A 12,335-nucleotide genomic window follows, 5' to 3' on the forward strand; every position below is an offset into this window, starting at 1 on the left:
AGAGGTTTTGTCGATGAGAATGGCAAGCAGTGGCTTGAAACTGATGAGTTGGGCATTTTTTCAGTTGAGTTTTTAATGGCACTTGTGATGGCAGAAAATTTCGGAGGTGATTGCGATGAGCATCAGTAAGAAAAACGGCGAGGGCTATTATGATCCGACTGCCTATGATGCACTGACCAACGTGATGAAATCAGAAAAGGCTAAGAAGAAAGTCGACTACAAACCGCTGGTTTATGTTTGTTCGCCGTACTCTGGCGATGTGGATCAAAATGTCAAGAACGCTCGACAATTTTGCCGCTTTGCCCTGGAACGAAACTGCATTCCTCTGGCACCGCATCTGTTGTTTCCGCAGTTTATGGATGATGCCAATCCGGTTGAACGGGAAATGGCGATGTTTATGAATTACGTGCTGCTGGGCAAGTGTGATGAATTATGGGTGTTTGGCAGTCAGGTCACAAAGGGGATGGAACAGGAAATTACGGTGGCTACAAAACGCAACCAGAAAATCAGGTGGTTTGGGCGGAAAGCGAAGGGAGGACAGCAGCATGCGTGAGTTGCCAATCGCATACGGCAACAGCTGCTATGCCAAGAAATGGTCAAACAAGAAAATTAACTTTGATGATTTATGCCAAAGACTTAAACACACCGTTCGCACCCCGGAAACGGTGGAAGAATATCCGAAACTCCCGAAAACTGAACGCGATCGTACCAAAGACAAGGGCGGTTTTGTCGGTGGCAGCCTGAAAAACGGCAGCCGCAAGCGGGATTCGGTGGCCTGCCGGTCGATGCTGACTCATGACGCCGACCATGCGGATAGAGACTTTATTGAACGTTTTGAAATGCTATGCAAGTATACCGCCTGTCTTTATACCACCCATGGTCATACCCCGGAAGCACCAAGAATCCGGATTATTATTCCCCTGACCCGGGATGTGACGCCGGATGAATACACGGCCATTGCCAGATATTTTGCCGAAGAGTGGAACATGGACTGTTTTGATGAATGTTCATATCGTCCCCATCAGCTGATGTATTGGCCCACCACCCCTTCAAACGGGGAGTATATTTTTAAACGTATTGACGGGGAGTGGCTTGATCCGGACAAATTTCTCAGCATCCACCCCAACTGGCGTGACTGCTCACTACTGCCAACCTCTTCACGGGAAAGCAGGGCCTCCGATCACAAGCAGCGTCGCCAGCAGGATCCGCTTGAAAAAGCCGGTGTAGTGGGAGCCTTCTGCCGGGCTTATAGCATCCAGGAGGCCATTGAGACATTTCTTGGCGATGTCTATGAAGCATCAGCGGTGCCGGGTCGGTATGATTATATCCCGGCTGACAGCAGCGCCGGGGTGGTGGTGTACGATGATAAGTTTGCTTATTCCCATCACAGCACTGATCCTGCCAGTGAAAAAGAACTCAATGCCTTTGATCTGGTGCGTGTTCATAAATTCAGTGATGTCGATGAAAAGAAGTCCTTTAGTTTAATGGCTGAGTTTGCGGTAGCCGATGATGCGGTGAAATCGGAACTTTCAAAAGCGCGGGAAGCGTTACTGGAGGAAGATTTTGCCGATACGGATGACTGGACAACCCGCTTAAAATACCAGCCCAAAAGCAGTGTGTTGGATAATAGCGTCTGGAATGAAGTGCTGATTCTCAATAATGACCCTGATTTTTCAAATTTTGCATTTAATGAAATGGCCAACAGGATCCAGATTACCGGAGCTGTTCCATGGGATCGACCAAGCGGCAATCCATTCTGGAGGGATGCAGATACAGCGCAGCTAAAAGCATTAATTGATGTACGCTATGTTTCGTTTTCAAGCAGAAACCACGATGTCAGTTTTGTGAAGGTTGCCGATGATCGCCATTTTCACCCCATCCGTGACTATCTTGATAAACTCCCGCAATGGGATGGAACGAAACGATTGGAGAATCTGCTGATCCGTTATTTTGATGCGGCAGACACCCCATATATCCGGGCAGTTACCCGCAAGACCTTTGCCGGGGCGGTGGCGAGAATCTATAAACCCGGCACAAAATTTGACTGCATTCCTGTCCTTGATGGCGACCAGGGGATCGGCAAAAGCACCTTCTTTAAAGATCTGGTGGGCGAAGAATATTATTCGGATACGCTGTCACTCACCGATATGAATGATAAATCCGGCGCAGAAAAACTGCAGGGCTTCTGGATTGTCGAAATTGGCGAACTGGCCGGGATGAAAAAAGCAGACATTGAAAGAGTCAAAGCCTTCCTTTCGACAACCGATGACAAGTATCGGCCCAGCTATGGTAGAACCGTGGAGAGCCATCCAAGGCAGTGTATTATTATCGCATCCGTCAACGGAGAGCGTGGCTATCTGCGTGATATTACCGGCAATCGCCGTTTCTGGGTGGTGAAGTGCAACCGTAAAGAGCAGATCAAGACCTGGAATTTCTCAGAAGTCGAACGGGACCAGATCTGGTCTGAGGCAAAGCACTATTATCAAAGCGGCGAGAAACTGTTTCTTGAGGGCGAGATGCTTCGTGCTTCTGAAGAAGCCCAGCGTGATGCCATGGAAGTGGACGAGCGCCAGGGCATGGTGGAGGAATACCTCGACACGCTGCTGCCAGAAAGCTGGGAAAGCATGGATGCGTATGCCCGCAGAAATTATCTGGCCGAAACGAACGCACCAACAAGCCCGCTAGGAACGGTGGAACGGCAGACGGTCAGCAATGCAGAAATTTGGTGCGAATGCTTCGGGCGCAGTCTTTCCGATCTGAAACCATCCGATTCCTATGCGATAGCGGCGTTGATGGCAAAGGTGGATGGCTGGGTAAAAACCGGAAAAGTCAGGAAGCGTCCCATCTACGGCAAGCAGCGCCTTTATGAAAGAAGTTGTTGTCAGTTGGAAAACGCCGATAAATAGAGGGTTTGACGGTGCTAAGCAACAACTGTAACAACTATATCCCTTATATTAGTTATTGGCTTTAAGCAATAGGGAATAGGTTTCTTGTGCCCGCATACGCCCGCGTAGAAATTATAGGAAATGGTGTTGCCAGTTGTTGCTTGTTGCTGAAAAAAGAAGGATGGAATGTATGAGAGAAAAAACAATCGAACGAAAACTGGTAGCAGCTGTAAAAAAGATGGGCGGTATCTGCCCGAAGTTTGTATCTCCGGGTTTAGATGGAATGCCTGACCGATTAGTACTTCTACCGGGTGGGAGACTGGCATTTGTCGAAGTGAAAGCCCCTGGAAAAAAACCGCGGCTTTTGCAAATGGTAAGGCATGAGATGTTAAAGCGTCTGGGCTTTGCAGTTTATGTTCTGGACGATGTGGAAAAAATTGGAGAGATGCTTGATGAAATTGCAAATTCAATGTGATTGGTGCGGAAAAGAATTTATTAGGGAGAAGAATAATATTCATAACAGAAATTATTGCAGCAGAATGTGTCTTGGAAAAGCGAATGCAGAAAGGTTCCGCTTGAAACGACTGAAAACCTGCGATAATTGTGAAAAAGTTTTTGAATACAGAGGGCACCATAAAAAGAGGAATAATCATTTCTTTTGTTCTGCCGAATGTGGTTATGAATTTAAGACCAAGAAAATGTATATCCCATGTGATTGGTGTGGCAAACCAATTTTTAAAAAACGTTCTGATGTTGCAAGGAATGAACACAATTTCTGCGATTTCGGGTGCTATATTGATTTTATAAACTTTGAGAAAGCAGGAGCGGACAATCAAATTGTTTCTGGAGAAAAATTATATCGAAGACTTGCAGAAATGAAAATCGGCCGCAATCTTTATGAATACGAAGAAGTCCATCATATCGATGGCAATCATAAAAACAATAATTTGGATAACTTGGAAGTTCTTACTTCAGCAGTACATTCCAAAATACATGCATTGCAGAAAGAGAGGGATCGTCTTGGAAGATTTGTTAAAAAAGAATGACTTGCATAGATATCAAAAATTCAGTGCCCAATTTATTATTGAACATCCGGTGGCAGCGATTTTTTTGGATTGCGGACTTGGAAAGACCGTTACTTCCCTCACGGCAATCAATGAGTTAATGTTTGATTCTTTTGAGGTTCAACGTGTGTTGGTAGTATGCCCGTTACGAGTAGGAAGCGTCTGGGCAAATGAAATGCATCGCTGGGAGCATCTGCAGAAACTGCAGTATTCGGTGGCAATCGGCACGGAACCAGAGAGACTGGCTGCATTAAGTGGAAAAGCGGACATTTATATCATTAACCGTGAAAATGTGCAGTGGCTAATTGAAAAAAGTGGTGTTCCGTTTACATTCGATTTGCTTGTCATAGATGAATTATCGTCATTCAAAAATCACCAATCAAAACGCTTCCGCGCGCTTTTAAAAGCCCGACCCAAGGTCAAACGTATCATCGGTTTGACAGGCACCCCGAGTTCAAATGGTCTGATGGATTTATGGGCAGAATTTAGACTGCTTGACTTAGGCGAACGTCTCGGCAGGTTCATCGGCCAGTACCGCTCCAGCTATTTTAAGCCAGACAAGCGTAATGGCCAGGTCATTTTTTCCTATAAACCCTTACCCAGTGCCGAAGAAGCGATCTATTCCAGAATCGCCGATATTACAATCTCCATGAAATCGACGGATCATCTAGAGATGCCAGAACTTCTGATCAATCAGCAGGAGGTGCTACTTTCGGATTCTGAAAAAGAACGCTATGAGGAATTAAAGCGTGATCTGGTACTTCAAACAACAGATGGTGATATTACTGCGGCCAATGCAGCCGCCCTTACTGGCAAGCTCTGCCAGCTGGCCAATGGAGCCATCTATTCTGACTATGGCGAAACCATTGAATGCCACGACAGGAAGCTGGATGCTTTAGAGGATTTAATTGAAGCCGCCAATGAAAAGCCGGTTCTCGTCGCCTACTGGTTTAAGCATGACCTGCAGCGCATCAAAAAGCGTTTCACTGTCAGGGAGATCAAATCCAGCCAGGACATCACTGATTGGAACACCGGAAAAGTTCCGGTAGCTGTGATCCACCCGGCCTCAGCTGGGCATGGACTAAACCTGCAGTCTGGTGGATCAACCCTGATCTGGTTTGGGCAGACCTGGTCACTTGAACTGTATCAACAGACCAACGCCCGCCTATGGCGTCAGGGACAAATCAGCAAAACCGTGATCATCATGCACCTTATCACAAAAGGAACCATTGACGAGCAGATCTTAAAAGCCCTATCAGAAAAGAACCTGACACAGCAATCTCTGATTGATGCGGTGAAAGCTGATTTGAAAATCTGAGACAATCAATGACAATCCGAGGAAAACTATTTCGGAGGTACGACTATGGAATTCTATGAAAGATTAGCAAATGCGATTATTATAGAGGCAGTTAAAGACTACCGAAAAGCAATTCGATTTTTGAAGCATCATCCCCACACACCAGAGCTTGATAACGATCCTCAACAAAATACGCTGCGAGATAAAGTTATCAAAAATGAGAATGAACGGGATGCAGTTGAGCGCTTTTTCCGGTCTGGATGGTTTGAGATGCTCTCCTCCTTGGATGGTGAGGTTCTGCTAAAAAAGGTTTGTGAAATGGAGGATGCCTGAGATGACCGCTTTGGATTTTTTAAGCCAGGCTTACCGGTTGGATCTTCGCATCGACAGTAAACTGGAACAGATTAATACTTTAAATGAACTGGCGACAAAATGCACCGCTACCATCAGCGATATGCCCCGCAATCCCAACCAGAGCATTTCTTCGATGGCGGATACCGTTGCAAAGATCGTTGATCTTCAAATTGAAATTGACCGGGACATTCATCAGTTGATCGACATCAAGCGGCGGATTGTTGCCAGCATTAAAGCTGTGGACAATAAGGAATTTCAGACGTTACTTGAACTTCGGTTCCTTTGTGGTTGTACCTGGGAAGAAATTGCCATCAAGATGGGCTTTAGTATCCAACACACCTATCGAATGCGTGATCGGGCTTTAAAGAAAATCGTGGTCAACTAAAGTGGAGAGTAAATGAGAGTTGATGTTAATACCCAATGTGGTATAATGATACTGTGAAAAAAGTAGGCGTAGGCCACCACGGGAGAAATCTCATGGTGGCTTTTCTTATGCCCAAAACGAGGTGAATATTGTCCCCGTAAAATTTAAATACTATCTTTGCGAGAAAAAATTTCAAAAAGTACAAACGATCTTAGCAACTAGCGAATTATTTTGCTGGTTTCAATTTGAAGTTTGTTCCAGCACATTTCTCCAATTATCAGGAAAACCATAATACTTAAAATCGACAAGTGGATTTTGTTTGTATATTTCGCTGATATGATCGATAACCAGTTTAAAATCATTGATGTGAGTCAATGATTTCAGGACTAAAATATAGGAAAATAACTTGTTATTCACCACAGTTTCATTATCAATTCTTAGTTGTTTCTTTTCACTTGTAGAAAGCTTTGGTTTTGTAATAAACAATCGGTTATATAATCGCCCGGCATGAGCACTTATGTTTCTGAGTATGGTGACGCAATGTAGCAGATTCTCAACGATATCAGGTCCTTTCGAATAGTTGAATCCCAATTGTGAAGCGATTTTTTTCTGTAACTCCTTGTCCAACATGGTGTATAACTTTGATGCATCTGAAATAGTAAGCACTTCAATGTATACCCAAAAAGGCAAGATATTATTTTTGTTTTCTTTGTGATGTTTTATGAATAATTCAGATTCAGACATCGCTTTTTTCTGATTATCGCCTTTTCTCGTAATGTGTAGATAGTTGTTAACTATTTTTAAATTGATTTTCCCACCATTGAGACAAGAAAAGTTATTAATATCCAAATAACCAATCGGGCCATATTTTTCGCAATGAAAATAGGCGAGCATTGATTTGATCCGAATCTCGATCACTTCGATAATTGATAGCATAACATGTCGCATCCGACGATCAGCATTATATATTTGCATTAAGGCGTCTAATGAAGCCTTTTCTGAGAAAACATCATTGTTCCGAAGAGTTAATGAGTAACCGCTAATTCGATAATAATTATTATCCAAGAAAAATTCACTTGCTTGATCATATTCTTCGGATGTAATTTTCAATTCCCGAGTTTTTAGTAATTCGATTTGCCCATCGATCGACAAAAAAGGTTTAGTACTCATAAAATTCTCCTTAAAAATAAAAAGCCCACCGAGTGTGCATGTCTAAGACAGAGGCCCGTGGGATTTGTTAACATTATATTACCGCTTTCTTGTGCGTTTGTCAATGCTTTTGAACGACTTTAAAAAATCGTGGTCACCACAGCAAGTGGAGAGTAAATGAGAGTTGATGTTAATACCCAATGTGTTATAATGGTATTATGAAAAAATTAGGCGCAGGCCACCACGGGATAAATCTCATGGTGGCTTTTCTTATGCCCAAAACGAGGTGAACATTATGCCTAGAAAACCCAAGCGTCCTTGTAGCTACCCCGGATGTAAAGAATTAACCAATGGCCGGTTCTGTAAGGAACACCAGAAATTATCGGAGCAACACTACAATAAGTATCAGCGTGATCCCGAGACCCGGAAGCGTTACGGTTTGTCATGGAAGCGCATCCGCGATCGTTACATCAGAAACAATTCCCTTTGTGAGATGTGTTTAAAAAAAGGAAAGATGACCCCAGCTCAGGAAGTTCATCATATCAAACCCTTGTCAAAAGGTGGTACCCACGATGAAAAGAACCTGATGGCTTTGTGCAGCAGCTGCCACTCTACCATCACCGCTCAAGAAGGTGGCCGGTGGGGGTGCAATAATCGCTAAAACGTGTTGCAAATGCAACGGGTAGGGGGCCACGCGCGAAAAGTCGCGATTTCAAGAGGTCGTATAGGAAAAACAAATAATGAGTGGCGTGTTTAGATGATAACAGTCATAGTGGTTTCAGTGTCGGAGCAAATTAAAAAAGCAAGAAGTTAATTTCTTGCTTTCATCACGAAAATTAATTTTGCTTTTCAAGTCGAACAGTAGATGTTGTTCCCATAATACTCGCTGAATAACTGAGTTGTCCGTTTTCATAAGTTATGGTTTTGGTTTCGTCTCCGGAAGCTAGTAAGGCTTTATCTGTTTGGCTACGGTCATTTACTGAATCCCAAGTATATGGTTCGTCAGTAGTTGTAGGAGCGATATAAGTTCCTGCCCAAAACAGAGATTTTGTGTCACCGTTATTTGAAACCCAGTAGATAGTGATAACGTCTCCTTCGATAGTGGCTGATTGCCAGCTATTATTTGAACCGCTGTTTACTTGCTTCCATTCACCTGTAAGGTTTGCTGGTTCTTTTGAAGCTGTAGGAGAATTTGTGGTAGAACAAGCAGATAAACAAAACAACATACTGATGACCATGATTACGGATAAAAGTTTTTTCATTGAATCATACCTCTTTCTATTTATTCTCATTTCATTATAGTTTGAAATGCACAGATTAGCAATAAACTTAGAAAATAAAGTTGAGGTAAAAGCAGTATAGAGTAAGATGTGATTTTAATTTAAAAAGAATCAAATGTAAGAGTTGCAGAAACAAAAATGTATGTTTGAAAACCAAAGAAAGGACGGTGTAGTTTAGATGGCCAACGGACATGGTGGTTCTAGAGTTGGAGCCGGAAAAAAGAAAAAGGCATTGGTGGATAAGCTGATGGATGGTAACCCAGGTAAACGACCGCTGACGGTATTGGAGTTTTCCGATACCGCCAAGCTGGAAGGCCAGGACATGCCCCCGCCAAAAGAATATCTCAGCGCCACCCAGAAAAATGGCAAGCCACTGATGGCGGCCGAAGTTTATGAAATCACCTGGCAATGGCTGGCCGAACGGGGATGTGCCCAACATGTCTCTGCTCAACTCATCGAGCAGTATGCCATGGCAGTATCTCGCTGGATTCAGTGTGAAGAATCAATTACCGAGTTTGGCTTTCTGGCTAAGCACCCCACCACTGGCAATGCCATCCCGTCACCCTTTGTGGCTATGTCACAAAGTTTTATGAAATTGTCAAACAACCTCTGGTATCAAATCTATCAGGTGGTTAAAGAAAACTGCGCCCAGGAATTTAAAGGTAGCAACCCCCACGATGACGTGATGGAACGGTTGCTTACTGCCCGGCGTGGCGAATAGTCGATTGATGATGTTTTCTAAATCATTCTCATTCATCTGGCACCCGATGGTTGAAAACGAGAAAGATAAAATTGCGAAAGGGAAAAACATAAATGGATATACAAAAAATACCAATTAAGAAAATTAAACATGCCAAGTATAACCCAAGAAAGAATCTCAAGCCTGGCGATGCTGAGTATGAAAAACTCAAACGCTCCATTAATGAGTTTGGCTATGTCGAACCAGTCATCTGGAATAAACGCACCGGCAACATTGTCGGAGGCCATCAGCGCTTTAAGGTGTTAACCCAGCTGGGTGAAAAAGAAGTAGACTGTGTGGTTGTGGATATGGATGATGAAAAAGAAAAAGCATTAAACGTTGCCCTGAATAAGGTTTCCGGAGATTGGGATATGCCGCTGTTAACCGATCTGCTAAAGGATCTTGATGATAGCGGCTTTGATCTTTCCCTGACCGGTTTTGATATGGCTGAAATCAATGAACTCTTTGGCGAACCTGATGCCCAGGAAGATGACTTTGATCCTGATCAGGCTTTGGATGAGATTACTACGCCAATGACCGAATCAGGTGATGTCTGGCTACTGGGAAAACACCGGCTGATCTGTGGGGATTCCACCATCAAAGCAGATATGGACAACCTGATGGATGGTCAGCTGGCTGATCTCATTTTAACCGACCCACCTTATAACGTCGATTACCAGGGTGGCACCAAAGAAAAGCTCAAGATTCAAAATGACAAACTTGGCGATGCGGCCTTCCTGGAGTTTTTAACCGCCGCCTTTGAGCGGATGTTTGAACAGTCGAAAAAAGGTGCGCCGATCTATGTTTTCCATGCTGACAGCGAAGGTTACAATTTTAGAACTGCCTTCAAAGAAGCAGGCTATGTCCTACGGCAATGCCTGGTCTGGGTGAAGAACTCCCTGGTGATGGGCCGACAAGATTACCAATGGCAGCATGAACCGGTTCTTTACGGCTGGAAGGATGGCGCTAGCCACGCCTGGTACGGGGACCGGAAGCAAACCACCCTGGTGCGGTTTGACAAACCCCTGCGAAACGGGGAACACCCTACCATGAAACCGGTGGGACTCTGTGGCTATTTTATCGGCAACTCCAGTAAAGAAGGCGACATTGTTCTGGACTCCTTTGGCGGCAGCGGCAGCACCCTGATTGCCTGTGAGCAGATGGGTCGGGTTTGCTACACCTCGGAACTGGATCCCAAATACTGTGATGTGATTGTCAAACGCTATGCCGAAACAACTGGTTCTGATGATGGGATTTCAGTTATTCGTAATGGTAAGACGATTCCTTATTCCAAGCTTTTACCAGTCGAATAAACCCATCAAATTTGTTTAATAAAACTTGCTAATTAGCACCTTTTGAGTGATATATGGACACAACAAAACTACATTAAAAGGAGATAAGATCATGAAAAAAGGTACATTGCTCGTTTCAGGAAAGAAAACTTACCAGATTGTTGGACTCAACGGCAGAGACCTGGTCCTTGTGGAGACAAGTGGAAATTATGACCAAGTGTTAATCTACGGTCCCGAAGAACTGTGGTCACTGATCGAAGAAAATCGCTTTGAACTGGTTGACGAAGGTAAAAAGAAAAATGGTGGCAGAAAATGAAATCTCAAAATTTTGCACATGTCAAAAAAGGCGATCGAGTTCGACTGATTTATATGAATGACCCCTACACGAATTTAGGCGAAGGGGCGACCGGAACCGTCGACTGTATCGACGATATCGGCACTGTCCATGTTTTATGGGACTGTGGAAGTCGCCTCGGGTTAATCCCTGGGGTGGATCGCTGGGTGATGATTGAAAACAGCTGCGAAAATGAAAAGCAAGGTGAAAGACCATGACGAAGAAACACCAGTTTACTGATTGTGATCGAAAAGCCCTGGTGGCAGCCATCGGCGAAATCCTTGAGATTCAGCCCGTCTACCAAGGGGTACCATCCTTTGCTTATACCATTGGCGACTATGAAGTGGATAAGCAAGGAACCCTGATTGTTGCTGAAGCGACTACCGCAACGGTGGTTGATAACCTATTGGAAGGCCTGCGGCTAAGAGGCTTCACTTATGAAAAAGAAGAGAGCCAAATCGAAACCCAAATTGATATCGAAAACGAGGACGTCCTCACTATTGAAATGCCCAAGGAAGGCTTCACCGATGAAGCCATGACTAACCTTGAAAACCTGATCAAAGGCAAAGGTGAGCTGATTAAAAAAGCCCTTGGCGTTGAAGCTCTACCGGTTGAGCTGTCCGAGGAAACCATCGCCTTCCCCTGGTTTAAAGTGGATGATGAACCCGAAGCCATCCAGGCCTACACCCAGTTCATTGTCGCCATTTGCGAGATGGCCAAAACGCAAAAGCGCATCGCGGCCATAGCAAAGCCCATTGACAATGAAAAGTACGCCTTCCGCTGCTTCCTGCTGCGGCTGGGGTTTATTGGAGACGATTATAAAACCACCCGCAAGATTCTGCTATCAAAGCTGTCAGGCAGTGCGGCTTTTAAAAGTGGTAGAAAGCCAGACACGGAGTAATTCTTTTGTGTTTCTTACGAATTGACTTGCTATTAATGTCGTTTAGAGTGATATATGTACATGCAAACGGAACAAATACATTTTAAAGGAGTACGAAACGATGTTAACAGCAAACTTCGGAATCGAGATTGAGTTCACCGGGATTACCAGAGAAAAGGCTGCTGAGGTGGCTGCCCGTTTCCTAAACGGAACCTACGAGGAAGGCGGGACCTACTACGACACCAAAAAGGTCAACGCCCCGGATGGTCGGGTGTGGAAGTTCATGAGCGACGGCAGCATCAACTGCCAACGCAAATCACGAGGTCACAGAGTCGCCGCTGGCAGAGACTACAGCGTCGAGTTGGTCAGCCCGATCCTTTCCTACCAGGAGGACATTAAGACCCTGCAGGAGTTGGTACGGCTACTCAGACGCGCCGGGGCCTTTACCAACAGCTCCTGCGGCATCCACATCCATCTGGATGGCAAAGACCACTCGCCCCGCAGCATCCAAAGCTTTATAAAAAAGGTCGTTTTTACTGGCGATGATGTTGATGAAGTTTCGGATGCTGCGGGGCGAGTGGTCTTTGCCATCCAGATGGATGTGGATGCCGCAGGAGCTGTTGGTAAAGGCCCCGGCGCGTCTGAGTAGCCGTACCAACTCCTGCAGGGTCTTAATGTCCTCCTGGTAGGAAAGGAT

The 12,335-nt window shown here is 44.7% G+C and carries 15 protein-coding genes and 2 pseudogenes; 14 read left to right on the plus strand and 3 right to left on the minus strand.

The genetic code is table 11. The features are described 5' to 3' along the window. Positions 1–115 precede the first annotated feature (115 nt). The 7 genes from QZ998_RS16715 (at position 116) to QZ998_RS16745 (ending at position 5,985) form a co-directional block, all read left to right on the plus strand. Positions 116–553 carry a DUF4406 domain-containing protein gene (locus QZ998_RS16715; RefSeq protein WP_296562040.1) on the plus strand — a complete coding sequence of 146 codons (438 nt, stop codon included), beginning with the start codon at positions 116–118 and terminating at the stop codon, positions 551–553. Further along, entirely contained in the window at positions 546–2,906 is a 2,361-nt protein-coding gene (locus tag QZ998_RS16720; protein ID WP_296562041.1) for a virulence-associated E family protein, read from the plus strand. The genes QZ998_RS16715 and QZ998_RS16720 overlap by 8 nt, the downstream gene beginning before the upstream one ends. A gap of 169 nt (positions 2,907–3,075) precedes the next feature. Then, the gene (locus QZ998_RS16725) at positions 3,076–3,360 is read left to right on the plus strand and encodes a VRR-NUC domain-containing protein (protein WP_296562043.1); all 285 of its coding nucleotides are present in this window, start codon (positions 3,076–3,078) and stop codon (positions 3,358–3,360) included. Then, positions 3,338–3,931, plus strand: coding sequence for an HNH endonuclease (locus QZ998_RS16730; protein ID WP_296562044.1), 594 nt, complete (start codon positions 3,338–3,340; stop codon positions 3,929–3,931). Before QZ998_RS16725 ends, QZ998_RS16730 begins: the two co-directional genes overlap by 23 nt. Then, positions 3,906–5,267, plus strand: coding sequence for a DEAD/DEAH box helicase (locus QZ998_RS16735; RefSeq protein ID WP_296562046.1), 1,362 nt, complete (start codon positions 3,906–3,908; stop codon positions 5,265–5,267). The genes QZ998_RS16730 and QZ998_RS16735 overlap by 26 nt, the downstream gene beginning before the upstream one ends. 45 nt (positions 5,268–5,312) lie before the next feature. Then, the gene (locus tag QZ998_RS16740) at positions 5,313–5,579 is read left to right on the plus strand and encodes a hypothetical protein (protein WP_296562047.1); all 267 of its coding nucleotides are present in this window, start codon (positions 5,313–5,315) and stop codon (positions 5,577–5,579) included. A 1-nt stretch (position 5,580) separates the two neighbouring features. Continuing rightward, complete coding sequence (locus QZ998_RS16745) at positions 5,581–5,985, plus strand: hypothetical protein (protein WP_296562048.1); 405 nt, start codon at positions 5,581–5,583, stop codon at positions 5,983–5,985. Between the two features lie 219 nt (positions 5,986–6,204). On the opposite strand, the gene QZ998_RS16750 is transcribed toward QZ998_RS16745, so the two are convergent. Beyond that, positions 6,205–7,134: an Abi family protein gene (locus QZ998_RS16750; protein WP_296562050.1), complete on the minus strand. Its 930-nt coding sequence runs from the start codon at positions 7,132–7,134 to the stop codon at positions 6,205–6,207. A gap of 274 nt (positions 7,135–7,408) precedes the next feature. Between QZ998_RS16750 and QZ998_RS16755 the strand changes: the two genes are divergently transcribed. Next, complete coding sequence (locus tag QZ998_RS16755) at positions 7,409–7,774, plus strand: HNH endonuclease signature motif containing protein (RefSeq protein WP_296562052.1); 366 nt, start codon at positions 7,409–7,411, stop codon at positions 7,772–7,774. Between the two features lie 175 nt (positions 7,775–7,949). Here QZ998_RS16755 and QZ998_RS16760 read toward each other — a convergent pair whose 3' ends face one another. Beyond that, complete coding sequence (locus tag QZ998_RS16760; RefSeq protein WP_296562054.1) at positions 7,950–8,375, minus strand: hypothetical protein; 426 nt, start codon at positions 8,373–8,375, stop codon at positions 7,950–7,952. A 196-nt stretch (positions 8,376–8,571) separates the two neighbouring features. Here QZ998_RS16760 and QZ998_RS16765 point away from each other — a divergent pair, with 196 nt between their 5' ends. From QZ998_RS16765 to QZ998_RS16790, 6 genes and pseudogenes are all read left to right on the plus strand, one after another. Continuing rightward, on the plus strand, positions 8,572–9,114 hold the full coding sequence (locus QZ998_RS16765) for a P27 family phage terminase small subunit (RefSeq protein ID WP_296562056.1): 543 nt from the start codon (positions 8,572–8,574) through the stop codon (positions 9,112–9,114). A gap of 92 nt (positions 9,115–9,206) precedes the next feature. Continuing rightward, on the plus strand, positions 9,207–10,445 hold the full coding sequence (locus QZ998_RS16770; protein WP_296562058.1) for a site-specific DNA-methyltransferase: 1,239 nt from the start codon (positions 9,207–9,209) through the stop codon (positions 10,443–10,445). A gap of 91 nt (positions 10,446–10,536) precedes the next feature. Beyond that, on the plus strand, positions 10,537–10,740 hold the full coding sequence (locus QZ998_RS16775) for a hypothetical protein (protein WP_296562060.1): 204 nt from the start codon (positions 10,537–10,539) through the stop codon (positions 10,738–10,740). Continuing rightward, a complete protein-coding gene (locus QZ998_RS16780; RefSeq protein WP_296562062.1) occupies positions 10,737–10,976 on the plus strand; it encodes a DUF4314 domain-containing protein in 240 nt (79 codons plus the stop codon). Before QZ998_RS16775 ends, QZ998_RS16780 begins: the two co-directional genes overlap by 4 nt. Beyond that, positions 10,973–11,659 carry a virulence protein gene (locus QZ998_RS16785; RefSeq protein ID WP_296562064.1) on the plus strand — a complete coding sequence of 229 codons (687 nt, stop codon included), beginning with the start codon at positions 10,973–10,975 and terminating at the stop codon, positions 11,657–11,659. Before QZ998_RS16780 ends, QZ998_RS16785 begins: the two co-directional genes overlap by 4 nt. A 100-nt stretch (positions 11,660–11,759) precedes the next feature. After that, positions 11,760–12,158: pseudogene (locus tag QZ998_RS16790) on the plus strand (amidoligase family protein); the annotation flags it as partial. On the opposite strand, the pseudogene QZ998_RS16795 reads toward QZ998_RS16790, so the two are convergent. Further along, a pseudogene (locus QZ998_RS16795) lies at positions 12,147–12,335 on the minus strand (amidoligase family protein); the annotation flags it as partial. The pseudogenes QZ998_RS16790 and QZ998_RS16795 overlap by 12 nt on opposite strands.

Source organism: uncultured Acetobacterium sp. (assembly GCF_927416815.1).
Classification (GTDB): Bacteria; Bacillota; Clostridia; order Eubacteriales; family Eubacteriaceae; genus Acetobacterium.